The sequence below is a fragment of the Enterococcus sp. AZ194 genome (assembly GCF_051713825.1).
Taxonomy (GTDB): domain Bacteria; phylum Bacillota; class Bacilli; order Lactobacillales; family Enterococcaceae; genus Enterococcus_K.
Genome location: NZ_JBIOQR010000001.1, coordinates 121,446 through 145,394 on the forward strand (window position 1 = coordinate 121,446; position 23,949 = coordinate 145,394).

The window sequence follows — 23,949 nt, forward strand, 5'->3', positions numbered from 1 at the left end:
CTTCAATGGTCTCTCTTTTATGCAATATGTTTATAAAATAACAAATAGACCTAAACGAAAAGCCGGCTTTTCGTCTAGGTCTATTGTTATTTATTCAACAGAATGAAGAGTCATCATCTATCTGAAGAAAGTTACGGTACATAAAAAATCATGTGATTTATTTCTCAAAGCGAACCCTTTTATTGATTAGTCTTCTAAATAAGAACAGCAGTAGTCTGCAAAAGTGTTTACTTGAACTTGGAAACTGCTATTTTTGGGAACGTTGAAGGCTGTGCCGGAAGGGAAGTCTTCCCAGATATCTGAGCTGGCTTGTTTAATTTTCATGCTGCCATTAATGACTTCCATCAATTCAGCGGCATCTGTAGTAAAGGTGTACTCGCCTGGTTGCATAAAACCGAGAGTAATCATCTTGCCTTCTGTGGTTTGGACAGTACGGCTATTTACTTTACCATCAAAGTAGACATTGGCTTTTTCAATAATAGTCGCATTTTTAAATTTTTTAGACATAATATTCCTCTTTTCAAAATTAGTAGCTTCATTATATTCATTCTCGTGAATTTTTGCAAGAGGATGGATAATTATTTGAGAAAAAGTGAACTAGTTGATTCTAGGTGCGTGAACAATAATGACTTTTGCGATGGTATCAGACATATTATCCCAGTTATGTGGATGGTCAGAAGGAAAGTGAGCTGAATCGCCTGGATAAAGTCGGATATCTTCATCATCCCAAGAGAAAGTCAGCACACCTTCTAGCACAAAGATGAACTCTTCGCCTTCATGTGTATAGGAAGCGGGAATTTCTTTGGTTTCATTGGGCATGATCTCGATGTACTCAGGGGACATTGTTAACTGATCACTGAAATGGCCCAGGTCAAAATGAACGACCCTGTTGACTTGCTGTACATAAGGACGATTATAACGTCTAACGATGATGTCTTGTTCGAGTGATGTATTCTTTTGTGTCTCTTTAGAGAAAAAGGTTGTAATATCCGTATCTAAAATTTCTGCGATGGTATCTAAGTGTTTTACGTCTATTGTGGTAATTCCGCGTTCAAACTGAGAAATAAAGCCAGTTGAGAGACCAGTCAATTTCGACATTTCTTTGATGGTCATTTTTTTCTTGTTTCGTAATTGTTTTACTTTTTCGCCTAATTCCATGAGGGCCTCCTAAAAAAAATTATTGCGTATTCATTATACCTTATACGCGCATCAAATAAATAATAAAGGCGCAAAAGCTTGATGTAAGCGGTTTTTTAGCGCTTTTCACCCTTTCTGTTTGTTCATTTGTGTGAAATTAAATTTAAATAATTGTTGATTTATTTCATGAAAGTGAATATAATGTGAGGGAAGACACAAAGTGAGGTGAATGAAATTGAAAACGCCCTATATTTTTAATATCCAAAAGTTTTCAGTACATGATGGTCCTGGGATTCGAACGACTATTTTTTTTAAGGGATGTCCGATTCGTTGTCTGTGGTGTCATAACCCTGAAAGTCAAAAATATACGCAAGAGGTCATGTTGAACAAGGATGGAGTAGAAGAAGTCGTCGGACAACAGTATACGATAGATAAAATTGTGAAAAAAGTTCAATCTGATCAGATTTTTTATGATCAATCGGGTGGGGGTGTGACTTTTTCTGGTGGAGAAGTGATGACTCACTCAAGCGAGTATATTGTTGAGTTAGCAAGGCGAATAAAACGCCTGGGGATTTCTATAATGGTGGACACTTGTGGAGTCGCGCCACAAGAGAACTATGAGAAAATTCTGCCCTACGTGGATGGTTTTTTATATGATCTAAAGTTCATTGATTCACAATTGCATGAAAGGTATACGCTGAGAGATAACGTGCAAGTCAAAGAGAACTTAAAATTTATTTCTGATAAAGGAGGGAAGATTTACCTACGCTTAATTTTATTGAAAGGAATTAATGATCAGTTAGAAACAATTGAAGAAACGGTCTCTTGGTTGAAGGAGAATAAACTAATTGTTTCAGAGATCAATTTACTTCCTTACCACGATTTCGGTAAAGATAAGTATGACCGCTTAGGAAGAGAGTGTACCCAAAACTTTGAAAAACCGGACGATGCACAACTACATATTGTGGAAGAGTATTTAGAAAAAGAAGGCTATAACGTCAAAATTGGCGGATAAATAAAGGAAAAATAAAAAGATGAAGCATGTAAAGAAAAATAAGGAGGAACCAAAATGTCACATTTAACATTAGAAAAAACAAGAAGAGGCTCAACTGAGCGTATTCAACATTTACGAGAAATTAGTGATAATCAGTGTGAACCTTGCGTGTCAATGGAGCGGGCCGTGCTCTTAACAGAAGCTTATAAAAAATATGAAGGAAAAGTTTCAACACCTGTTTTGCGTGGATTAGCGTTCAAACATATCATGGAAAACAGAACACTTTATATTGAGCGAGGTGGTTTAGTTGTCGGTGAAAAAGGACATAAACCGTGGGCTGCGCCAACCTTTCCAGAGCTTTGCTGTCATTCATTAGAAGACATGGATAACATGAACAATCGTGAAAAAGTTTTCTTCCGTGTATCTGAAGAAGATCGTAAAATCCAAGAAGAAGTGATTATTCCTTATTGGAAAGACCGAGCTATGATGACACGTATGGAACGTCTATTACCAGATGAATGGCACAAACTGTTTAACGCAGGTCTTTATACAGAGTTCTTGATGCAACGGGGTCCAGGGCATACGGTTGCTGACGGAAAGATTTATCAAAAAGGCTACAGTGATTTTATCAAAGATATTGAAGCGATGATTGCAAGCCTTGACTACAACAATGACTTAGAAGCGTTGAACAAAAAGGAAGAGCTTGAAGGAATGAAGCTTGTCTGTGAAGCGATGATTCTCTTTGGCGAACGTTATGCCAAACAAGCGCGCGACTTAGCAGCTGTTGAAACAGATGCACAATGGAAAAAAGAGTTACTAGAATTAGCTGAAGTTTGTGATGTTGTGCCAAAACATGCGCCAAAAACATTCCGTCAGGCGGTTCAAATGTATTGGTTTACACATATTGGGGTAACCGTTGAGATGAATAACTGGGATGCCTATTCTCCAGGGAAGTTGGATCAACATCTGGAACCCTTTTATAACCGCGAGATTGAGTCAGGAGAATTGACGCGTGATGAAGCACGTGAAATTTTAGAAAACTTATGGATTCAGTTTAATAACCAACCAGCTCCTCCAAAAGTGGGAATTACGCTTAAAGAGAGCGCAACCTATACGGACTTCTGTAACATCAACACAGGGGCATTGCGTCCAGATGGTACGTCGGGTGTCAGTGATGTGAGTTATTTAATCTTAGAAGTGATGGATGAAATGAAATTATTACAACCAAGCTCAAATGTTCAAATTTCTAAGAAGAGTCCGGAAAACTTCTTAAGAGAGGCCTTAAAAGTTTCTCGTAAAGGGTGGGGCCAGCCTGCTTTTTACAACTCAGAAGCGATTGTTCAAGAGTTATTATTCTTAGGAAAAGAAATGGATGATATTCGTGAGAGTGGAATTGCCAGCGGATGTGTTGAGACAGGGGTTGCTGGAAAAGAAGCCTATGTGTTAACGGGTTACTTGAACGTTCCTAAAGTCTTAGAGTTGGTGCAAAATAGAGGATTTGATACCTATAGCAACGAACAAGTTGGATTGGATTTAGGTGATCCACGTAGCTTCACCTCTTATGAAGAATGGTATGAGGCGTTCTTTAAACAATTAACATATGTGGTTGATGTTAAGGTTGCTGGAAATAACATTATTGAGCGTATGTATATGGAATCAATGCCTGTGCCACTTTTATCAGTGATTACTGATGACTGTATTAGTGCCGGCGTGGATTACAATGCTGGAGGCGCACGTTACAACACAAGTTACATCCAATGCGTAGGGGTAGCGACGATTACCGACTCATTAGCGGCTATCAAAAAGAACGTTTTTGAAGACAAAACAATGACGATTGATGAGTTATTGGCTGCTTGTAAAGCGGACTTTGAAGGATATGATGAAATTTTCGATCTCGTTCATAATAAAACGCCGAAATACGGAAATGATGATGATTATGCCGATCATTTGATGGTTGATGTTGCTGATTCATTACAAGCGACAATTGCAGGCAGAACGACACCAAAAGGAGCAACAACCGTGGTTGAATTCCTACCAACAACTTGTCACGTGTACTTTGGACAGGTTATGGAGGCAAGTCCGAATGGTCGTCATGCACATATTCCATTACCAGATGGGATTTCACCAGAAAAAGGCGCCGATCGTAATGGGCCAACTGCGGTGATTAAATCAGCAGCGAAACTGGATCAATTGAAGACGGGCGGTGCATTGTTGAACCAAAAATTCACACCATCTGTTGTGGCAGGCGAAGACGGAATTACGCATATGTCAAGTTTGATTCGTTCATACTTTGCGATGGATGGTCATCACATGCAGTTTAACGTCATTGATCGGGCAACCTTGATTAAAGCGCAAGAAAATCCGAAAGATTATGAAAACCTCATTGTTCGTGTGGCAGGCTACTCTGATTACTTCAATAACTTAGACCGTGCTTTGCAAGATGAGATTATCAACCGAACAGAACAAGCATTTGCTTAAATCTTACTAGACGGGTGTATGACAGGAGCTGATAGGGTTTCTGTCATTGCCTCCTCTAAAAAAAGACGAAGGACCAAAAAGCTTTTCTAACAAAAATCTTTTTAAATAAGGAGATAAAAGATGGAATTAGAACAAAAGAATGTAGCGATGGGCGCCAGTAAGGGTGATTCGTTGCTGCGTAAAGATGTAAGTATTGGTACGTTTATCTGTATCGGGTTTGTTGTCGCGGTGGCTGTGTATTTCGGAAGTGTGATGGGTGTCGGCGTGATGTTTAGCGTGATCATGAAAACGGCACATGATTTATTGTTAAATACTTGTCTCTATATAATGGGTGTGGCTGTGTTAGCAGGTGCCGTTTCTTCGGTATTTTCAGAGTTTGGTGTGACAGCGTTGTTAAATAAACTCATCTCACCAATCATGAAACCTCTATTTGGGTTACCAGGTGCGTCTGCATTGGGTGCGGTAACTTGTTATTTTTCTGATAATCCAGCGATTGTCTTAATTGCGAAAGATCCTGGTTATGCGAAATATTTCAAAAAATACCAGTGGGCAACGATGATTAACTTCGGAACGACTTTTGGTATGGGAATTATCATTACAGGCGGAATTTTGGGTATTCAGTCGGGAAAATATGCAACAAGTGTCGGCGTCGGAATTGTTTGTGCAATTATTGGTGGGATTGTTAGTAACCGTTTGTTGATGATGAAAACGAAAAAGATTTATGGAACCGAAGCGATTGTGACTGATGAGTATTTAGATGCTAAAACGGAAGCAACACCAGCTGGCTATCGAAAAGTTCGCGAAGGAAGCTTGTTCCAACGCGGTTTAAATGCTACATTTGATGGAGGAAAAACGGGTGTAGAGCTTGGGTTAAGTATTATTCCAGGAATCTTAATTTTTACAACATTAGTAATGATGTTGACGAATGGACCAAGCATAGTTGATGGTCAAGCGATTTATCAAGGGGTTGCGTATGAGGGAACGGGATTACTGCCTTTCTTAGGTGAAAAAATTTCATTCATTTTAACGCCGCTATTTGGTTTTGCAAATCCTGAAGTATTAGGGTTACCTTTGACTTCATTGGGTGCATGTGGTGCTTCTATTGCAGGAGCAAAAGCTTTGGCTGACCAAGGCTTATTAAATGGACATGATATGGCTGTTTATTTTGCGATTGCTTATTGCTGGGCAGGATTTTTATCAACACATGCGTCAATGGCTGATTCGATGAAGACGCGTTCGATTGTGACGTATGCGATGCTGACCCATTTTATCGGGGGACTTGTCGCAGGATTAGTGGCTAACTACGCTTATATGTTACTTTTTTAACAAGAGAGGAAAGAAAAAATGGCAAAAACAATTGGCTTTTATGGAACCGGAAATATGGGTCGGGCAATGATCCAAGGACTAATACAGTCCAAATTATATGAACCAAAAGATATCTGGATATATGATGTGTACCAACCGCTTGTCGATAAATTAGCGACAGAACTCGGGGTAACTCCTACAGCGGATTCAGATACTTTGGCTAAAAATAGTGACACCATTATTTTTGCTGTGAAACCGTATGTTTTGCCTGATTTATTGAAAGAATTGGCACCGAATTTAACGAAAGAACAAATCTTAATTTCCGTTGCAGCAGGTGTGAATATTGCTACAATGGAAGACGTGTTATCAACAGAGCATAAGATTGTTAGAGTCATGCCTAATACGCCAGCTCTCGTGGGTGAAGGGATGTCGGCCGTAGCTTATAATCCGAATGTGTCAGCAGAAGAACAACAAGCGGTTCTGGAAATATTTGGAAGCTTCGGTAAAGCACAAGCGGTCACTGAAAACTTAATAGATGCAGTTGTTGGTGTGAGTGGTTCTGCACCAGCGTATGTGTACATGTTCATCGAGGCTTTGGCGGATGGTGCGGTACTTGAAGGAATGCCACGCCCGCAAGCTTATGAATTTGCTGCTCAAACCGTTCTTGGTTCAGCCAAAATGGTTTTAGAAACCAATCAACATCCAGGAGCACTAAAAGATATGGTGACATCTCCTGGTGGCACAACGATTGAAGCGGTAAAAACCTTGGAGGATCATGGCTTCCGTTCGGCCGTGATGAATGCGGTCCAAGCAGCTGCGAAACGTAATGCGCAATTAAGTTAACAACTGAAGGCTCTGCAAATTTCTGCAGAGCCTTTTTTGTAAAAAAATGAAGAGGAGATTGTTATGGAGAAGGAAAGTATGGAAAAAGTTAGTAAGCCGCAACGACAATTGTTTGGTCACCCAGTAGGTTTAACGGTGAGCTCATTTATGGCCTTAGCCCAAGCGTTTGGGAACTATGGCATGTCAGCAATTTTAATTTATTATTTGTATAAAAGTACAGCTAGTGGTGGGCTAGGATTCACTCAAGATGTTTCTGCGCAGCTAGTTAATGTGTATAATTCGTTAATGTTTATGGCTGGAATTATTGGCGCATATGTTGCGGACCGTTTTATCGGTGTTAGAAAAGCGATGGTTGTAGGTTACTTGATGAAAACAGTTGGATACGCTTTACTGGCTATTCCTGGTGGAGGTGTGCCTCTATATTTGGTTAGCCAATTGGTGTTATTATTCTCAGCAGCCTCAATGGGAACTAGTTTGTATGCGATGGCTGGAAAATTATACAAGAAGGAAGATTCGCGTCGGGATGCCGGATTTTCAGTGATGTATATCATGAATAATGTGGGAGCGATTGCGCCAGTAATTACAGGGTCAATTGCTTTAGCGCTGAATTATCATGCGGGTTTCTTGTTTGCCGCAGTGATTCAAGGGGCCGGTTTTATCTTGTATGTTATGACGGCTAAATCTGTGTATGGAGATATTGGGATGAAACCAGATGATCCATTTCCCGCAACAAGACGTAAAAAGATGATTGCTTATATGTTGATAGGAGCGGTGGCAGTGATTGCTACGCTGATTCTATTATTTGTAACAGGCGTTTTAACACCGAAGAGCTTCAGTAATATTATTAGTACAATTTCTATCTTTATTCCGTTGGTGTATTTAGTGATTATTATCACGAGCAAAAAGACGTCACCGGAAGAAGCAGTCAAGGTTCGTTATTTTATCTTTATTTTTGTATGTAATTGTTTCAATATGATGATTTGGTCTCAATCAACGAGTATTTTAGCTATTTATGCGGCAGAACAAGTCAATTTGAACTTTTTAGGGATGGAATGGACACCAGCTGCTTTTCAAACGGTTCCGGCCGTGTTTGCGGTGGTATTTGGTTCGATTTTGGGTGCTTTATGGACAAAAATGGGGGCTAAACAACCCAATACAGCGAAAAAGTTTGGTTTAGGAACCTTTTTATGGGGATTGGGACCAATTTTTATGGTAATTCCGTTCATGCTGTATTCAAGTGATGTGAAGGTTAGTCCGCTGTGGTTAATTGTTTTTTATGCGATTATCATTTTGGGCGAAGGCTTAACGTCACCAATCGGTATGGCCAGTGCTACGATGGTTGCGCCAGCAGCATTTACGGCACAAATGGTCACAGTTTGGCAATTGAGTCAATCGACAGGGGCCGGCTTGAGTGCAATCGCCGTCAACTTTTATAAACAAGGGCATGAATCAACGTATTTCTTAGTGATTGGTGGGATTACGGCTGGAATTGGGTTACTTGTGTGGCTTCTGAATAAAAACATTGCGTCTAAAATGCAACACGGAAAATAAAAAAAGAAAGGCGGCAGAACATGTTACTAACGGCAAAAACAATGATTATTGGAGATGGCAAAACCGTTCTGACTCATGGCGCTATTTTGATTGAAGACGAGAAGATAATAGAAGTCGGGACCTTTGACGAGATGGCTAAACGCTACCCTAATGAAGACGTGACCGATTTTGGTGAGGCGACGATTTTACCAGGCTTAATTGATGCGCATATTCATTTGGGCTACTATTGGACGCAACCGGATCTGTACAATTATAATGACTTTATGATTGCCTACTATGCACAAAAACAGGCGCAAATTTGTTTGGAAAAAGGTGTGACAACGATTCGTGATTGTTGCGGGCCTCAATTTTTACTTCAAACATTACGTTTAGCGGCTGAAAAGGGCTATGTTAAAGCGCCACGAATTTTGCATACTGATCGTGGGATTTGTATCACTGGCGGACATGGACATGAGGATGGCATTGAGGAAGTGGATGGTGTAGATAACATCGTACACACGATTCGCCGACAAAAACGTGATGGGGCAGACTGGATTAAGATGTTGACCACTAATCGTGATGATATTTGTGAATTTACACAAGAAGAATTGACGGGAGGTGTGCTGGAGGCTCATCGGTTGGGCTTAAAATGTGTTGTACATGCGGGCACTTCACCAGGAATTCAAATGTGTATTGATGCGGGCTTTGATACGATTGAGCATGGCAATTTCTTAACAGCTGAACAGGGCAGACAGATGGCTGAAAATGGTCAAGCATGGACGCCGACAATGTTTGCCTACCACTTTCTTGAAGCCTTTAATCAAAAGGTTCAAGAAACAGCGATTGATAACTCAAATAAATCGACTGAAACCTACAGTCATCATTTAGATTTTTTTGCCTCTTCGGTGGGTTCGTATAAAGAAAATTTCAAAAAGATCTATGATTCAGGCGTGAAAATTTTAGCTGGAACGGATATGGTTATGTTGGAAGCCCCTGCAGTTCCAATCGTAGAGGAGCTAGAATTGATGGTTCGTTACGGGCTAAAACCGATTGAAGCGATTCAAACAGCAACAACGAATCCGGCTGAGGTGTTTGATTTGGCTGATGTGACAGGTTCATTGACGGCTGGCTTACAGGCAGATGTCCTTGTTGTTAAAGGAGATGTCAGTCAAGATATTGAAGCGCTAAGAGATGTTCAGTTTGTCTTACTAGGCGGAAAAAAAGTACATGAGGAGTAAAAAAACATGAAAAATATTGATAAGTTAAGAGCGTATTTAGAAAAAAATAACTTGGATGCTTATTTTATCCAAAAGCTTCCCAATATTCGTTATATTAGTGGCTTTGAAGGCGAGGATTCAGCGATTTTAATTACTTTGAAGAATCAATATATTTTGACGGACCCACGCTACACAGAGCAGGCGGCTATTGAGGTTCCTGACTATACGATTATTGATTGGCGTGCTTCAGGACATGGTTTGGCTGTTCAGAGCGTCGTCGAAAAAGAGGGACTAAAGAGTCTGGCTTTTGAAGATGATCAAGTGGTTTATGCAGAATATGCAGATTTTTCTCAAGCAATCAACGCAGAATTAGTTCCTGCTGCAGGAGTTATTGAGGAATTCCGTCAGATTAAAACGGCTCAAGAAATTCAGTATTTACAAAATGCCTGTGAAATTTCTTGTCGCGCGTTGAATCGTTTATTCAAAGATATCAAAGTGGGTGTGACAGAAAAAGAGCTGGCTGCAAAACTGGCTTTATATATGGTTCAAGAAGGGGCGGACACCAAACCTTATGGAAACATTTTAATCTCAGGAACCAAAACTTCCTTGTTGCATGGCATTCCTTCATCTAAACCTATCGAGTATGGCGATTTGTTGTTGATGGACTTTGGTTGTCAATTTAACGGCTACTTGTCTGATATGACTCGGACAGTGGTGGTTGGAAAAGCGACGGCTAAACAAAGAGAAGTTTATGAACTAGAAAAACGAATGCTAGAAGATGCAGAGGCAGCGATGAAAGCAGGCGTTGCGGGTGGCGATGTGTACAAAGCGTCATTAAAAGCAGTGGCAGGAACGGAGTATGAAAAGTATACTTATTCAAACGTCGGTCATGGTATCGGAATGTTTGTGCATGAGTTCCCGCAATTAACGACACGTTATGATGGCAACCTAGAAGAAGGCAACGTGATTACGGTTGAGCCAGGAATTTACATTCCAGGATGGGGTGGCATTCGAATCGAGGATCAAGTCTTAGTAACAAAAGACGGAATTGAAAACATGATTAGCATCCCGCACGATTTGATTGAATTATAAACCAGGTTGAAGGAGCTGCTTTTGGGCTCACCGTTAAGAACTGGGTTGAAACAGAAGCGTTCACTACGAGGGTGGGATGTAACTATTAGAGTTATGTTCCACGCTCGTTTTTCGAAAATTTGGGTTGGAAATTTTTTAGACCCGAAGTCTGTACGTGTAGCTTAAACGGATAGTTAAAAATCACAGCTTGTGAGAGTTGTTCTTTTTTAAAGAGCGGACTTGATAGTTTACAAAAAGGAGTTGTCAGACTTGAATGAAAAAGAATTGTTTAATTTGGTGTTTGATTTTGGGGAGACGCTACTGATTAATGGGGGAGAAATTAAACGAGTTGAGTTGATGGTGAGCTTGTTGGGAGACTATTTTCAGCTACAAAATTTTAACAGCTTTGTGATGATTAACGGTCTTTTTCTGACAGCAGAGACAGAAGAGGGATTGTTATCTTCCAAGGTTAAAGATATTTCTGTCGGAGCGATTAATCTTGGGCGAATTGACCGAATTAACACGCTGTCGCGTCAGGTATGTCAAGGGGAAATTACGAGTGAGACGGCCAAAAACGAATTACAACGGATAAAGACCGAAAACAATTCCAGTCCAGCGCTAAAGTTTTTTGCCTACTGTTTTGGTAGCGCTAGTTTTTGTTATATATTTGGTGGCACATTCCTTGATTCTATCGGAGCTCTTTTTTTGGGTGGATTAATAGCGGTTTGCCAATTATTGCTGATTCCGCGATTGAAGTTATCTACAATTGTCAGCCAAATAGGAAGCAGTTTTTTCATGACGGGGACGGCTATCTTGCTGACACTTGTCTTTTCTAATTTGAATGTAAATAGCCTGATTATTGGAGGGGTCATCTCTCTTGTGCCAGGCGTTCCTTTGGCAAATGGCATTCGTTATTTATTTGATGAAGATTATACGTCAGGTTGGGCGCAGCTTATGACGGCTTTAATGACAGCTTTGTATCTTTCAGTAGGTGTCGGTGCGGGGCTGCAAATGTTTCATATGATGATAGGAGCGCTGTGATGGGAGAGACTTGTTTACAATTAATAGCCAGTTTTCTAGGCACTATTTCCTTTGCAATTTTATTTGATGCGCCAAAAAAATACTATATTTATTGCGGCTGTATCGGGGCTACAGGGTGGCTTATCTATTTATGGAGTTATTCATTGTACCCATCAACTGCAATCGCTACATTTACCGCGTCTCTGATTTTAATCTATTTGTCGCGAGAAGTTTCTTTTCGTTTGAGAGCGCCAGTAACAATTTTCCTGATATGTGGTATTTTCTGTTTGGTACCTGGCGTAGGTATCTATAATTTTGCCTATAGTTTTGTGACCAGTAACATGGGGAAATTCAGTGAGTATGGCATGACCGCCTTAAAAATCGCCATTGCGATTTCTTTGGGTATTAGTATCGGTTATGAATTGCCAGCCGTTTGTTTTCCAGGGTATCATGCGAGGAAGGAATAACTAAAGCACTTTTAGCACCGTCTATGTCTGTTGAGTAGCGACTTGTTTCTGTGCCCACCGTCTATTCGAGGAAGAGGAGTCTGAGATCATAACTTTTTAAGTTATGGTCCCAGACTCTTTTGGCATTCTCTATAAAGATCTTAATAGACGCTTGTCTTTAGAAGGAATAATAGCAGTCAGGGTATCCTGAAGGCGGCATTGTAAATTGACCACCTCTGCGAAAGAATTGACCAGTCAGTGCGAAGAAGTTAACCACTCTCGGCGAAGAACATGACCAATATCTAAATTAGCATATAAAACCTCCTGTATAATAGTCTTTCATGCAAGTGCATGAAGAATAAATACAGGAGGTTTTTTTATGCTTCAATATCGAAAAATTTTGGAATTGAATGAACAAGGGTTTAGTATGCGTAGTATTGCCGCAAACACAGGTAATTCGCGACCCAAGGTCTCTGAAATCATTAAGAAAGCAATGGAAAAAGGAATTAAAGAACCGTTCACTGAAGAAATGACTGATTCCTGGTTTGAGGGTCTACTGTTTCCTGAAAAAATGCGTGAATCTAAAGGAAGGGAGTTACCTGACTTCGAATATATTTATAAAGAACTCGCAAAACCAAACGTTACATTATCGTTGCTTCACCATGAATATGAGCTTGAGTGCAGAAATAGTGATAAAATTCCATATGCCTATCGAACCTATTGTCAGTATTACACTGAGTATGCAAGAAAATACAAAGCCACTATGCGTATAAAACGTAAGCCAGGAGAAATCATGGAAGTCGATTGGGCGGGTGCAACACTTAAATTAGTCGATAGAGATACTGGTAACCAAGTTAAAGCGTATCTTTTCGTTGCCACACTTCCGTGTACACAATATACCTATTGTGAAGCAACACTATCGATGAAACAAGACGATTGGATTAATGTTCATATTCGCGCATATAATTATTTTGGCGGTGTAACAGAACTATTAGTACCGGATAATCTTAAAACGGGTGTGAGCAAAACTGAATATGGTGCAGCTATTTTGAATGAAGTTTATCGCGAATTGGCTGATCATTATGGGACTGTGATTCTTCCGGCTCGTATTAGAACACCTAAAGATAAAGCGAGTGTTGAAGGAAATGTTGGAAACCTGTCAACATGGGTAATCGCTAGTTTAAGAAATTCGGTGTATTTTACACTTGATGAATTAAATGCAGATATAAAAAAGAAGTTAGATGAATTCAATGACCGGCCCTTTACAAAAAAATATAAGTTGGGAAATAGAACAACGGCATTTGAGGAAGAAGAAAAGTTCGCGCTTAAACCTCTTCCTCTTACACCATTTAGATTAGCAACATGGAAAACAGCAACCGTTCAATTAGATTACATGGTTTCGATTGAAAGCATGTTTTACTCAGTCCCTTATGAGTACATCCAAAATAAAGTTGATATTCGCCTTACAAAAGACTTAGTAGAAGTTTTTTATAAAGACAGCCGTATTGCCACACATAAGCGATTATACGGTAAATTCGGACAATTTTCGACTAATCGCGACCATATGCCAGATAATCATAAACTCTATATAGATCACACGAAAGAATCAGTCATTGACTGGGCGAATACAATTGGTGAAGCGACCACTAAAGTGGTCACGTTTATTTTTGACTATGCGCAAGCTGAAAGACAAGCGTTAAAAGCTACCATGCGCTTGAAAAATCAAGGAAAGAAATACTCGAAAGAAGAGCTTGAAACAGCTTGTGAGGCAGTTCTTAAGTTAGCATCAACTCCAACTGTTCGTACAGTTGAAACACTATTAGCAAGTAATAAGAAGAAAAACGCAAAAATGAAATTGAATGGAGACATACCAGAGGAAACAACGAAAGACTATGGGTTTACTCGAGGAGCGAGTTATTTTGGAGGGAAACTAAATGATGAATGAAGATACGAAACGCAAGCTACATGAAATGCGCCTCAACGGCATGGTAGAAGCAATAGAATCACAGCAATTAGATAATAAAAGTTACAACGATATGCCATTTAATGACCGGCTCAATTTAATTGTCGATGCTGAATATGCTCGTCAGAAATCAGCTCGGCTTGATCGTTTGATTAAAAGTGCAAATTTTCATAACCGACAGGCGGCAATTGAAGACATTGAATATTATCCAGATCGTCAATTAGACAAAGAATTAATTCTAAAACTTAGAATGGGGACATATTTAGCAGAGCATCATAATATCATACTCATGGGTGCTTCAGGGAATGGGAAGACCTGGCTTTCTAATGCCTTTGGTATTGAAGCATGCCGTCAAGGTTATAAAGTACGTTATATCCGGCTACCTGAACTATTAGATGAACTAACAATTGCCAAAAATGAAGCCGATGGAAGCTTCAGGAAAGTATTAAATCGTTATAAAAAAGTGGACTTACTTATTTTAGATGAATGGTTATTGACCCCTTTAACGCTTGAGCAATCCACTTATATTCTTGAGTTGGTAGAAAGCAGGCTTCAAGTGACGTCAACGATCTTCTGTTCACAATTTTCCCCTGAAGGTTGGCATGAAAAACTTGGTAATCCACAAATTGCCGATGCCATACTTGATAGAATTATTCATGATGCCTATCCTATTTTAATTGATGGAAAAGTATCTATGCGTGAACGGCATGGTTTGGTCATAAAGCCATGATGATTCCGGACAATGTTTATATACGAATTAAGGACTTCCATTACCGCTTAACAGCTCCTGAGGATCTGATAAATTTGGTAGATGAATCACTTCTACAAGCCATCTGGGACTCACAAGAATCCCTTACAGACGATGAGCTCGTTGCCCTTGGGATTAAATTAATTAAGAAATATGACCATTTAAACCACTAAGGGCCACTTTAGTCTAAACTAGCCCTTAATAAATACCTTTACAAGCCTAACGACGCTTTTAGGGGTATTTATGTATTTTTCATATGGTATAAACTGTTGATATTCATTTAATTTTCTTTGAGTGGCAAATTACTGCGCACAAAGTGGTTCATTCTTTCGCCGAAGGTGGTCAATTTCTTCGCAGAGGTGGTCAATTTACAATGCCGCCTTCAGTATCCATTCCTGAGCAGATAATTTCTAGGTTTCGGACAAGCATAATTAAGAAATTCCGTTTCATAAAAAATAAATATGTAAAAAGTATTGAAATATCATTTCTTTTCGTTTATGATTGAGTTGTGAAATTGATAGCGCAATCATATGTTAAGGAGGAGAAAAAATGCATCTATCATTAGGTATTATTTTAGTATTATGTGCGTATACAGTTGTGGGTGTTCTGGATCAAATTTCAGTTCAAGTAGGTCCTTACACACCATTATTTGCAGCAACGTTTACGGGTCTTGTTATGGGAGATCTTCAAACGGGTCTTATGATTGGAGCAACATTACAATTGATGACTTTAGGGGTGGCCACTTATGGAGGCGCTACCGTACCAGATTTCTTATCTGGAGCCATCATGGGAACGGCTTATGCGATCCTTTCAGGAAAAGGAGTTGAGTACGGAATTGGGATAGCTGTACCAATCGGGCTTTTACTGACACAGTTGGATATTTTAGGTCGGATGGCAAATACATTCTTTCAACATAAAGCCGATCACTATGCTGAGTTGGGTGATTACAAAGCAGTAGAGCGCTGTAACATTTTAGGGATTTTCCCGTGGACAATCTCTCGTATTATTCCTGTATTTATTGGCTTATTCTTTGGAGAACAAGTGGTAAGTATTATTAACGACATGATTCCTGCTTGGATTATGACAGGTTTAAAAGCATCAGGGGCTATCTTACCTGCAATGGGAATTGCCATCTTAATGCGCTACTTACCGATTAAAAAGTATTGGCCTTATTTCTTGATTGGGTTTGTTTTACTCGCTTTTGGCGCAGAGTTCTTCTCTGTATTAGGTGTCGCTTTAGTAGGCTTAGCATTAGCGGCAATGTATGTAATGAACCAAAATACTCCAGCGGCTGCTTCTAACACAGGGAACGTAGTCTATGAAGATGATGAGGAGATTGAGATTGATGACTAAAAAATTGACAAAACAAGATATCAATAAAATGTATGTGCGCAATTTATTTGGCTTTCAATGGGGTTGGAACTATGAAAAAATGCAGGGTCTAGGTTATGCGTATTCTATCATGCCAGTTCTTAAGAGACTTTACTCTGATGATGATGAAGCGATGAAAAAAGCGTTGAAAGCACATTTAGGTTTTTTTAATACGACACCAGCTATGTCGAGCTTGATTATTGGGGCAGATGCAGGACTTGAAGAAGAGTTTGGCATGGAAGATCCTGAGGCTATCACAGGTTTGAAAACAGGGTTGATGGGACCCTTTGCAGGAGTCGGGGATACCGTCTTTATTGCAATTTATCGCGCGATTGTTTTCTCGATTGCAGCATACATGGCTCAAGCGGGTCAAATTGTTGGCTTATTGATTCCCTTAATCATGGGTGCTGTGGTTATGTGGGTTCGTTATAAATTTATCCACATTGGTTACAGTCAAGGGAAAAAAATTGCGACCGAGTTTGCCGATAAAATGAAACTATTTACTGAAGCAGCAGCGATTTTAGGATTAACGGTTGTAGGTGGGTTGATTCCTTCCGTGATTACCTATAAGTTAGACTTAACCTATAAGATGGGTGAAGTCACATTATCTACACAAGAAATGTTGGATAAAATTTTACCAGGGTTAGTTCCTTTAGCAATTGTTTTCTTATCTTATTGGTTATTAGGTAAGAAAAAAATGAATTCAACGCGTTTGATTTTTGTTTTAATTCTTTTAGGAATGATTTTAGGGAACCTGCAGCCCGTCTTAGCTTGGATTGGCGGTTTATTCTAACCCAAATGAGTGATTAGAGATAGGGAAAAAGACGAATTTAAGCCCGATCTCATTGTAAGTAATAATTAAGGCAATACAAATAAGAGAGAAACTCAAGGAGGAAATAATTATGGGCATTATTCATGCACGTGTAGATGAACGATTAATTCATGGGCAAGTAGCGACTGTCTGGACTAATTCTTTAGGAGCGCAACGGATTATGGTCGTCAACGATCAGGTTGTTAAAGATCAGATTCAAATCGGGGCTTTAAAAATGGCGAAACCAGTAGGCGTCAAGTTATCAATTCTATCAGTTAGAAAAGCGGCTGAAAATATTCGTAGTGGAAAATATGATGATGAAAAGGTATTCTTAATTACAAAGACAATTGAGGATATGGCTAGACTGATTGATGCAGAGGTGCCTTTGAAGGAATTTAATGTAGGAAATATTTCTGTCAAGGAAGGCAGTAAAGCAATCAAAAAATCAGTAGCAGTCACACAAGATGATATTACAACGATTCAACGTTTGACAGATCAAGGCGTTAAAATTACTGCGCAAATGATCCCATCAGAATCAAATGAGTTGATTAATACATTCTTGTAAACATAAGGGGGAGCATTATGGAAGTATTACCGCAAATCAGAAAGGTTTACTCATCACTATCTAAGGCAAATAAAAAAATTGCAGACTATATGTTACATTTTCCAGAAGAGGTGATTAAACAAACTGCATCTGAAATTGGGGAAGCTTCTAATGTCTCTCCTGCTTCAGTGGTTCGTTTCGTGAAAAAAATCGGTTATGTTGGCTTGGATGAAATGAAGGTTCAACTTTCTACGGATCAAGCGATTCTAGCCAACGAGCGCCAAATTGATCCAATCGTATCTGAAAATGATAGCTTGGATGTTTTATGTGGGAAAGTGGAGACGCTGATTAAAGATACTGCGACAGACGTGTTTAACACCGTGGATCGTGATGTCTTGGCAAAAGCGATTAACCACATCAAAAAAGCACAAAATGTTTTCTTGTTTGGGATTGGTGCAAGTTCTCTTATTGCCTACGACTTGTTTCATAAATTCAGTCGTGCAGGAATTCGCTCATCCTTCATTTTTGATATTCACATTGGGATAGAGATGCTAAACTATGCAACGGCGGACGATGTAGTCATTGCTGTTACTTATAGTGGTCATACAAAAGAGATTTTACTGGCCTGTGAGTATGCGAAAAAGAAAGGCGCTCATTTGATTGTCATTACTCGAAATCAGGGGCCTAAAATTAAAAATTTAGCGAATGAAGTTCTGGTTGTTCCAAGCAATGAACATTTGTTACGCGTAGGGGCAATCTCATCGATGTATTCTTCGATGATTGTCGGAACCGCGCTATATTTAGGTGTTATCCAAGAAAATATTGAAGAGGATATCACAGAAAATATGATTATTACAAAAAACTGGATTAATCCGTTGAAAGAAGAGTAGTATATGGAAATTTCAAATTTAGCGACAGAGCAACGCAATAATAATAGTATGAATATTGATCGACTTCCTACATTGGAGATGATCAAAATAATTAATAAAGAAGATCAAGGAGTTGCCCAGGCAGTTGAAAAGGTGTTGCCTCAAGTAGCTGAAGCCGTTGACCAAGCTGCGATTCGTTTCAATGAAGGGGGCCGCATGATATATATCGGTGCCGGCACTTCTGGACGAATGGGTGCTTTAGATGCGATAGAATTAACACCAACCTACAGCGTGCCACCAGAACGAGCTTTTGGTATTTTGGCTGGTGGTAAGGAAGCCATGTTTGCGGCTGTAGAAGGGGCAGAAGACTCTAAGGAACTCGCTGTGACGGATTTGAAGAACGCTAATTTGACTGAAAAAGACATCGTGATTGCGATTGCTGCTAGTGGCCGAACCCCCTATGCTTTATCTGCTTTAGAATATGGCAATAAAGTGGGCGCGTTAACTATTTCTGTCACTTGTACAAAAAACAATAGGATGACACAGGAAGCAAACGTGGGGATTGCCGCAATGGTTGGAGCTGAGGTCATCACGGGCTCGACACGAATGAAGGCGGGAACTGCTCAAAAGATGATTTTAAACATGCTCTCAACAGGGATTATGATTAAAACAGGTAAAGTTTATCAGAACTTGATGGTGAATGTGCAGGCAACAAATGAAAAGTTAGTTGAACGTTCGATTAATATTATTGCCCAAGCATTAACTATGGATCGCACGAAAGCGAGCGCATTATTTGAGGCAGCTGGACAGCGAGTTAATGTAGCAATTGTGATGCATGAGCAAAAAATTGATCGTGAAGCTGCTGAAAGTTATTTACAAGTCAATAATAATCGGATTTCTCGATCATGAAAATGATTCAACAATTGACAGATTTTTTACAGCAAACAGAAGTTTCAGGACTTTCTGCAGCCGTCTTAAATCAAAAAACAGAAAAGTTTTTGATAGGTAAGATGGGAAAAAGCCAGCCTTATTCGGATCAAGAAGTTTCTGATGAATCGCTCTATGATTTAGCTTCTTTAACCAAAGTAGTTGGAACGACAACACGAATAATTCAGATGATTCAAGAAAAACAATTGTCGTATGATACAGTCGTGAGTACCTTACTTCCTCAATTTCCAAACCTATCGATGACTATTGAAGAGCTACTCTTTCACCGAAGTGGTTTGCCAGCAGATTTCTCGGATAAAAAACATTTTTCAGAGGATTTGGCGATTGATTTTCTAAAGAATTTCACTCCTTCTATGACAGATTATCCTATCGTTTATTCTGATATTGGCTACTTGCTCTTAGGTTTTGTCATTGAGGAAATCGAGGGGACAGATTTGGAGACTTCTTTTCAAAAACATCTATTTCAACCGTTAGGAATGAAAGATACAACTTTTTTTCCGAAAGATCTTTCACGAATTATGCCTACTGAAATAAGTTCGGAGCGTGGCTTAATCCACGGCGTTGTCCATGATTCAAAAGCATACCGTTTTGGTCGGCCGATAGGAAGTGCAGGGCTGTTTTCAACTTTAAATGATCTTATTATATTTACAGAAGCATTGATGAACAATCGACTAGGTGAGGCTGACTGGTTTGAGCCGAAGATTTATCAAATCCTTCTAAAAAGTGAGCAGGGTCGAACGTGGGGCTGGGAGAAGCCTTTTGGACCTAATGTCCTCTACCATACTGGGTTTGCGGGGACTTCGATTGGACTGGATATCCAGAAACATAAGGCGTTTATTCTATTGAGTAATCGAGTTCACCCGACACGTGAGACGCCTAAATTTATCACAGAACGTTTCAAATTGTACCAAGAATTTTTTAAGGAGAATGATGCATGAGACCAATTTTAATCGTAATGAGCCATGGTAATATGGCTGTAGAAACACGTAATTCCGCTAAAATGATTGTAGGTGAACCGGAGAATGTCTTTGCGATTGCAATGAAAGAAGATGACGGATTATCTGGGACGACAGAAAAGCTGGATCAAATTTTACGGTCATTTACACCTGAGACTGAAATCGTTATTTTGGCTGACTTGAAAGGTGGAACGCCTTGTAATGTAGCCATGATGAAAATGAGTGAACGTCCTAATTTGAGAGTGGTATCAGGACTTAATTTGGCGATGTTGATTGAAGGGATTTTTTCACCACTAACGACAGCGGCTGAATTAAGTAGCTACTTAGAGACAATTGGGAAAAGTGCTGTAGAAAGTTTGACTTTAACCGAGGAAATTTACGACGAAGAGGAATATGAGGAATAACAACTGAGGACAGGGCGTGAGCGCTACGGCAGTCTACTGCTGAGAATCGTTCATTTCAAATTGGCAGACTAGGACACCAGTCGTTTCGACTCACGTCCCAGTCCTTTTTTGTACGAAAGGATCTGTAGTTATGATAGGTATTCTTTATTTTGTAGTGATTATTATTGCCAACACAATTGGTGCTATCTCTGGGATGGGCGGAGGTGTAATTATTAAACCAATCTTTGATTTGATTGATTACCATTCAGTGGCGGCTATCTCCTTTTATTCGACCGTTGCTGTCTTTACAATGTCGATTTCTTCGACCTTGCGTCAGCTAGCAAGGGGACAGTCTATTAATTTTTCAATCGTATTGTGGATTTCTTTGGGCGCATTAGTGGGTGGTGTACTAGGAAATTCTGTGTTTGAACAACTTTTGCTTTTGTTTGATAATGAAAAAGATGTTCAACTCATTCAGATTATTATTACAGTGGGTTCTCTTCTTTTTGCCTTCTTATATACTCGTTATCCATGGCGAAGTTTTCAATTGATGACTTACTCAGGGTATCTTTCTTGTGGGGTGATTTTAGGATTTTTAGCAAGTTTACTAGGAATCGGTGGCGGCCCCATCAATGTTTCTTTATTGATGTTGATGTTCAGTTTACCGATTAAAGAGGCGACGGTTTATTCGATTGCAACGATCTTCTTTTCTCAGCTTGCTAAGTTATTGACCATTCTATTTGGTAGTGGATTGGCTAGGTATGATTTATCAGTTTTACTCTATATTATTCCAGCGGCTATTTTGGGTGGTTTGATTGGTGCTGCTTTATCTCAACTTTTAAGCGCAAAAAAAGTGACGAGTATCTTTTTGATTGTCATTTTAGTGGTATTATTTATCAATATTTATAATGGGGTCCATCTGTTGAGTCTGGTCTAGTAGATGAATGACTTATCTGAACTCTATACTTTATAGACGCACTCTTTGCTTCTTTTTCTCGTTCTTAGTATAATAACTATGCTTTGAAAAGTGACTGCGAGCGAGCAAATCGCATGTGTGGAAGGAAGAGTTAAGAATGTCGAATAATTTTTGGGCAGAGTTACCTAAGCCCTTTTTTGTGTTAGCACCAATGGAAGACGTGACGGATGTTGTTTTTCGACATGTGGTCAAGTCCGCAGGGGCACCAGATGTCTTTTTTACTGAATTTACAAATTCAGATAGTTTTTGTCATCCAGATGGAATTGAAAGTGTTCGAGGTCGTCTAACATTTACAGAGGATGAACAGCCAATGGTCGCTCATATTTGGGGTGATAATCCGGATTATTTTCGAAAAATGAGCTTTAGTTTGGCAGAGATGGGCTTTAAAGGAATTGATTTGAACATGGGCTGTCCTGTTCCTAATGTAGCTGGTCGTGGAAAAGGTAGTGGGCTGATTTTACGTCCAGAGGTTGCTGCTGAATTAATCGAAGCCGCCAAAGCTGGTGGCCTTCCGGTGAGTGTGAAAACACGGATTGGTTACACAGAAATCGCTGAAATGGCGCAGTGGATTCGCCATTTGTTGAAACAGGATATCGCGAATCTGTCTATCCACTTGCGTACGCGAAAGGAAATGAGTAAAGTTTCCGCACATTGGGAAGTTATTCCCCAGATTATGGCTTGGCGTGATGAAATTGCCCCAGCAACACTGATTACCATTAATGGTGATATCATGGATCGCCGGATGGGTTTAGAGCTTGCTGAAAAATATGGGGTAGATGGGCTGATGATTGGTCGAGGAATTTTTAAAAATCCTTATGCCTTTGAGAAAGAAGCCAAAGAACATTCAGCTAAGGAACTGGTAGGTTTGCTGCGTTTACAGCTTGATCTTCAAGATGAATATGCGAAAGAAGTCCCACGCACCATTGTTGGGTTACATCGTTTCTTCAAAATCTATGTTAAAGGATTTCCAGGAGCTGGTGATCTGCGAGCAAGCTTAATGAATACAAAATCAACCAATGAAGTCCGTGAACGATTAGATGACTTTGAAAGAGCGCACGAAGGGATTTTCGGGTAAAGGTCTGCTGAAGAAATAAATAATTGGAGATTTACTACCTGCCAAATGAGTGCTTTTTAGTGGACGCCTGTTGATAAAAGTACTCGAGTAGAGGTCGATAAAAATAAAAAACTGAGCTGTCTGAAAATGCTGTATTTTTCAAGATAGCTCGTTTTCTTTTGGGAGCTAAGTACAAGTCTTACTTTCTGATTCTGGTTGTAATAGAGTGTCGAATGGACAGACTTATAAAAGTGTCACATTATTTGGATTTTTCCGATAAGCTGTGGGTGTAAGACCCGTTTCTTTTTTGAAGACGGACGTAAAGTAGTTAGAGTCTTCAAAGCCACTTTCTAATGCAATATCAATAATTTTTAGTTGAGTATTTAAAAGCAAATACTCAGCTTTTTTAATGCGCATGCCGTTCAAATAAGTAAAAAAGGATAAACGAAAATTTTTTTTGAAAAAGCGACAAAAATGTTCTCGACTGAAGCCAATATGCGTGCTGATATCATCTAACGAAATAGGATTTTTATAGTTCTCTTCTAGATAGACTAAGATCTTTTTACATTTATAGGAAGTTAGATCATTTTTTTGTTCAATGTTTTGTTCAAAATGAAAGAGCATTTCTTTTGCTACATAGAGTTGTTGAAAAAATAAAAGAAGATGTGCTTTTAAAGTTAACTCGAAATAAGGTTTTTTTATGGCGAAGGATTCAATTAATTCGGCTGCATGCTGTTGAATTTGTTCAATATTTTCTAGCTCATTGGTAGCATGGACAATGTGTTGCGTCGTGTAGTTTAGTATTGGATCAAAATAGGATTGTTGAATGGTATCAGATGAATGACTACTAATGAAAAACGAGTCAAATACGATAGCAAAAAATGAACAAGCAGATTGTTGATAGTTCACGGCTCCATGCAACAAGTTAGGTGGAATAAACAAGATATCTCCTTCTGTAGCGACAAAATGATTTCCTTCAACAATGACTTCCATTTTGCCACTTGTAATATAAAGAACTTCCATCTCTCTATGCCAATGGGTATGAATCATAATTGGGTGAGATTGATCATGGTTTGTAAAATGAACGGCAAAAGGAAAGAGACTATTCCCATGTTCCGTAATCTCCTTTAAAGAGTTATCAATATCGTTTTCACTAGGGTTAGGTGTAAATATAAATTTATCCATTTTTCCTCCTTTTTTTCAAAAATATCAATATTTTCGTGTATTTAAATTAAGATAGCGATTACATTCTATCATAGATGTCCCTATAATGAAACTGTATCAA

24 protein-coding genes are annotated in these 23,949 nt (G+C 39.3%); 21 read left to right on the forward strand and 3 right to left on the reverse strand.

Going from position 1 to position 23,949, the window contains the following annotated elements; translation table 11 throughout:
* Positions 1-186 precede the first annotated feature (186 nt).
* Both IGI37_RS00735 and IGI37_RS00740 read right to left on the reverse strand, forming a co-directional pair.
* Positions 187-507, reverse strand: a complete 321-nt coding sequence (locus IGI37_RS00735) for a pyrimidine/purine nucleoside phosphorylase (protein ID WP_438759494.1) — start codon at positions 505-507, stop codon at positions 187-189.
* A 90-nt stretch (positions 508-597) separates the two neighbouring features.
* Positions 598-1,158, reverse strand: coding sequence for a helix-turn-helix domain-containing protein (locus IGI37_RS00740; RefSeq protein ID WP_438759495.1), 561 nt, complete (start codon positions 1,156-1,158; stop codon positions 598-600).
* A gap of 208 nt (positions 1,159-1,366) precedes the next feature.
* Here IGI37_RS00740 and IGI37_RS00745 point away from each other — a divergent pair, with 208 nt between their 5' ends.
* The 21 genes from IGI37_RS00745 (at position 1,367) to IGI37_RS00845 (ending at position 22,685) form a co-directional block, all read left to right on the forward strand.
* Positions 1,367-2,152, forward strand: a complete 786-nt coding sequence (locus IGI37_RS00745; RefSeq protein WP_438759496.1) for a radical SAM protein — start codon at positions 1,367-1,369, stop codon at positions 2,150-2,152.
* A gap of 54 nt (positions 2,153-2,206) precedes the next feature.
* Positions 2,207-4,609 (forward strand): trans-4-hydroxy-L-proline dehydratase, encoded by a 2,403-nt coding sequence (gene hypD, locus IGI37_RS00750; RefSeq protein WP_438759497.1) that lies wholly within the window; start codon positions 2,207-2,209, stop codon positions 4,607-4,609.
* Between the two features lie 120 nt (positions 4,610-4,729).
* On the forward strand, positions 4,730-5,935 hold the full coding sequence (locus IGI37_RS00755; RefSeq protein ID WP_438759498.1) for a CD0519/CD1768 family membrane protein: 1,206 nt from the start codon (positions 4,730-4,732) through the stop codon (positions 5,933-5,935).
* Positions 5,936-5,953: 18 nt separating this feature from the next.
* A complete protein-coding gene (proC, locus tag IGI37_RS00760; protein WP_438759499.1) occupies positions 5,954-6,757 on the forward strand; it encodes a pyrroline-5-carboxylate reductase in 804 nt (267 codons plus the stop codon).
* 78 nt (positions 6,758-6,835) lie between these two features.
* Positions 6,836-8,308: a peptide MFS transporter gene (locus IGI37_RS00765; RefSeq protein WP_438759500.1), complete on the forward strand. Its 1,473-nt coding sequence runs from the start codon at positions 6,836-6,838 to the stop codon at positions 8,306-8,308.
* A gap of 20 nt (positions 8,309-8,328) precedes the next feature.
* Positions 8,329-9,525 (forward strand): amidohydrolase family protein, encoded by a 1,197-nt coding sequence (locus IGI37_RS00770; protein WP_438759501.1) that lies wholly within the window; start codon positions 8,329-8,331, stop codon positions 9,523-9,525.
* A gap of 6 nt (positions 9,526-9,531) precedes the next feature.
* Complete coding sequence (locus IGI37_RS00775) at positions 9,532-10,596, forward strand: M24 family metallopeptidase (RefSeq protein ID WP_438759502.1); 1,065 nt, start codon at positions 9,532-9,534, stop codon at positions 10,594-10,596.
* Between the two features lie 249 nt (positions 10,597-10,845).
* A complete protein-coding gene (locus IGI37_RS00780; RefSeq protein ID WP_438759503.1) occupies positions 10,846-11,616 on the forward strand; it encodes a threonine/serine ThrE exporter family protein in 771 nt (256 codons plus the stop codon).
* Entirely contained in the window at positions 11,616-12,062 is a 447-nt protein-coding gene (locus IGI37_RS00785) for a threonine/serine exporter family protein (RefSeq protein ID WP_438759504.1), read from the forward strand. Before IGI37_RS00780 ends, IGI37_RS00785 begins: the two co-directional genes overlap by 1 nt.
* A gap of 358 nt (positions 12,063-12,420) precedes the next feature.
* Positions 12,421-13,986, forward strand: a complete 1,566-nt coding sequence (istA, locus tag IGI37_RS00790) for an IS21 family transposase (protein ID WP_438759505.1) — start codon at positions 12,421-12,423, stop codon at positions 13,984-13,986.
* Complete coding sequence (gene istB / locus IGI37_RS00795) at positions 13,976-14,734, forward strand: IS21-like element helper ATPase IstB (RefSeq protein ID WP_438759506.1); 759 nt, start codon at positions 13,976-13,978, stop codon at positions 14,732-14,734. Before istA ends, istB begins: the two co-directional genes overlap by 11 nt.
* Complete coding sequence (locus IGI37_RS00800) at positions 14,731-14,925, forward strand: hypothetical protein (RefSeq protein ID WP_438759507.1); 195 nt, start codon at positions 14,731-14,733, stop codon at positions 14,923-14,925. Before istB ends, IGI37_RS00800 begins: the two co-directional genes overlap by 4 nt.
* Positions 14,926-15,301: 376 nt before the next feature.
* A complete protein-coding gene (locus tag IGI37_RS00805; protein ID WP_438759508.1) occupies positions 15,302-16,105 on the forward strand; it encodes a PTS mannose/fructose/sorbose/N-acetylgalactosamine transporter subunit IIC in 804 nt (267 codons plus the stop codon).
* Positions 16,098-16,916 carry a PTS system mannose/fructose/sorbose family transporter subunit IID gene (locus IGI37_RS00810; RefSeq protein ID WP_438759509.1) on the forward strand — a complete coding sequence of 273 codons (819 nt, stop codon included), beginning with the start codon at positions 16,098-16,100 and terminating at the stop codon, positions 16,914-16,916. The genes IGI37_RS00805 and IGI37_RS00810 overlap by 8 nt, the downstream gene beginning before the upstream one ends.
* A 109-nt stretch (positions 16,917-17,025) precedes the next feature.
* Positions 17,026-17,499, forward strand: a complete 474-nt coding sequence (locus tag IGI37_RS00815; protein WP_438759511.1) for a PTS sugar transporter subunit IIB — start codon at positions 17,026-17,028, stop codon at positions 17,497-17,499.
* A gap of 17 nt (positions 17,500-17,516) precedes the next feature.
* On the forward strand, positions 17,517-18,368 hold the full coding sequence (locus IGI37_RS00820; RefSeq protein WP_438759512.1) for a MurR/RpiR family transcriptional regulator: 852 nt from the start codon (positions 17,517-17,519) through the stop codon (positions 18,366-18,368).
* A 3-nt stretch (positions 18,369-18,371) separates the two neighbouring features.
* A complete protein-coding gene (gene murQ, locus IGI37_RS00825; RefSeq protein WP_438759513.1) occupies positions 18,372-19,256 on the forward strand; it encodes an N-acetylmuramic acid 6-phosphate etherase in 885 nt (294 codons plus the stop codon).
* Positions 19,253-20,233, forward strand: coding sequence for a serine hydrolase domain-containing protein (locus IGI37_RS00830; RefSeq protein ID WP_438759514.1), 981 nt, complete (start codon positions 19,253-19,255; stop codon positions 20,231-20,233). Before murQ ends, IGI37_RS00830 begins: the two co-directional genes overlap by 4 nt.
* Positions 20,230-20,655, forward strand: a complete 426-nt coding sequence (locus IGI37_RS00835) for a PTS sugar transporter subunit IIA (RefSeq protein WP_438759515.1) — start codon at positions 20,230-20,232, stop codon at positions 20,653-20,655. Before IGI37_RS00830 ends, IGI37_RS00835 begins: the two co-directional genes overlap by 4 nt.
* Before the next feature lie 130 nt (positions 20,656-20,785).
* On the forward strand, positions 20,786-21,571 hold the full coding sequence (locus IGI37_RS00840; RefSeq protein WP_438759516.1) for a sulfite exporter TauE/SafE family protein: 786 nt from the start codon (positions 20,786-20,788) through the stop codon (positions 21,569-21,571).
* Between the two features lie 136 nt (positions 21,572-21,707).
* On the forward strand, positions 21,708-22,685 hold the full coding sequence (locus IGI37_RS00845) for a tRNA dihydrouridine synthase (protein ID WP_438759517.1): 978 nt from the start codon (positions 21,708-21,710) through the stop codon (positions 22,683-22,685).
* Between the two features lie 222 nt (positions 22,686-22,907).
* Here IGI37_RS00845 and IGI37_RS00850 read toward each other — a convergent pair whose 3' ends face one another.
* Entirely contained in the window at positions 22,908-23,849 is a 942-nt protein-coding gene (locus tag IGI37_RS00850; RefSeq protein ID WP_438759518.1) for an AraC family transcriptional regulator, read from the reverse strand.
* Positions 23,850-23,949 lie beyond the last annotated feature (100 nt).

What these genes read in the sequence shown, in the direction of transcription:
- IGI37_RS00735 (WP_438759494.1), bottom strand. Translation starts at nt 507, where the DNA reads ATGTCTAAAAAATTTAAAAATGCGACTATTATTGAAAAAGCCAATGTC.
- IGI37_RS00740 (WP_438759495.1), bottom strand. Translation starts at nt 1,158, where the DNA reads ATGGAATTAGGCGAAAAAGTAAAACAATTACGAAACAAGAAAAAAATG.
- IGI37_RS00745 (WP_438759496.1), top strand. Translation starts at nt 1,367, where the DNA reads ATGAAATTGAAAACGCCCTATATTTTTAATATCCAAAAGTTTTCAGTA.
- hypD (WP_438759497.1), top strand. Translation starts at nt 2,207, where the DNA reads ATGTCACATTTAACATTAGAAAAAACAAGAAGAGGCTCAACTGAGCGT.
- IGI37_RS00755 (WP_438759498.1), top strand. Translation starts at nt 4,730, where the DNA reads ATGGAATTAGAACAAAAGAATGTAGCGATGGGCGCCAGTAAGGGTGAT.
- proC (WP_438759499.1), top strand. Translation starts at nt 5,954, where the DNA reads ATGGCAAAAACAATTGGCTTTTATGGAACCGGAAATATGGGTCGGGCA.
- IGI37_RS00765 (WP_438759500.1), top strand. Translation starts at nt 6,836, where the DNA reads ATGGAAAAAGTTAGTAAGCCGCAACGACAATTGTTTGGTCACCCAGTA.
- IGI37_RS00770 (WP_438759501.1), top strand. Translation starts at nt 8,329, where the DNA reads ATGTTACTAACGGCAAAAACAATGATTATTGGAGATGGCAAAACCGTT.
- IGI37_RS00775 (WP_438759502.1), top strand. Translation starts at nt 9,532, where the DNA reads ATGAAAAATATTGATAAGTTAAGAGCGTATTTAGAAAAAAATAACTTG.
- IGI37_RS00785 (WP_438759504.1), top strand. Translation starts at nt 11,616, where the DNA reads ATGGGAGAGACTTGTTTACAATTAATAGCCAGTTTTCTAGGCACTATT.
- istA (WP_438759505.1), top strand. Translation starts at nt 12,421, where the DNA reads ATGCTTCAATATCGAAAAATTTTGGAATTGAATGAACAAGGGTTTAGT.
- istB (WP_438759506.1), top strand. Translation starts at nt 13,976, where the DNA reads ATGATGAATGAAGATACGAAACGCAAGCTACATGAAATGCGCCTCAAC.
- IGI37_RS00800 (WP_438759507.1), top strand. Translation starts at nt 14,731, where the DNA reads ATGATGATTCCGGACAATGTTTATATACGAATTAAGGACTTCCATTAC.
- IGI37_RS00805 (WP_438759508.1), top strand. Translation starts at nt 15,302, where the DNA reads ATGCATCTATCATTAGGTATTATTTTAGTATTATGTGCGTATACAGTT.
- IGI37_RS00810 (WP_438759509.1), top strand. Translation starts at nt 16,098, where the DNA reads ATGACTAAAAAATTGACAAAACAAGATATCAATAAAATGTATGTGCGC.
- IGI37_RS00815 (WP_438759511.1), top strand. Translation starts at nt 17,026, where the DNA reads ATGGGCATTATTCATGCACGTGTAGATGAACGATTAATTCATGGGCAA.
- IGI37_RS00820 (WP_438759512.1), top strand. Translation starts at nt 17,517, where the DNA reads ATGGAAGTATTACCGCAAATCAGAAAGGTTTACTCATCACTATCTAAG.
- murQ (WP_438759513.1), top strand. Translation starts at nt 18,372, where the DNA reads ATGGAAATTTCAAATTTAGCGACAGAGCAACGCAATAATAATAGTATG.
- IGI37_RS00830 (WP_438759514.1), top strand. Translation starts at nt 19,253, where the DNA reads ATGAAAATGATTCAACAATTGACAGATTTTTTACAGCAAACAGAAGTT.
- IGI37_RS00835 (WP_438759515.1), top strand. Translation starts at nt 20,230, where the DNA reads ATGAGACCAATTTTAATCGTAATGAGCCATGGTAATATGGCTGTAGAA.
- IGI37_RS00840 (WP_438759516.1), top strand. Translation starts at nt 20,786, where the DNA reads ATGATAGGTATTCTTTATTTTGTAGTGATTATTATTGCCAACACAATT.
- IGI37_RS00845 (WP_438759517.1), top strand. Translation starts at nt 21,708, where the DNA reads ATGTCGAATAATTTTTGGGCAGAGTTACCTAAGCCCTTTTTTGTGTTA.
- IGI37_RS00850 (WP_438759518.1), bottom strand. Translation starts at nt 23,849, where the DNA reads ATGGATAAATTTATATTTACACCTAACCCTAGTGAAAACGATATTGAT.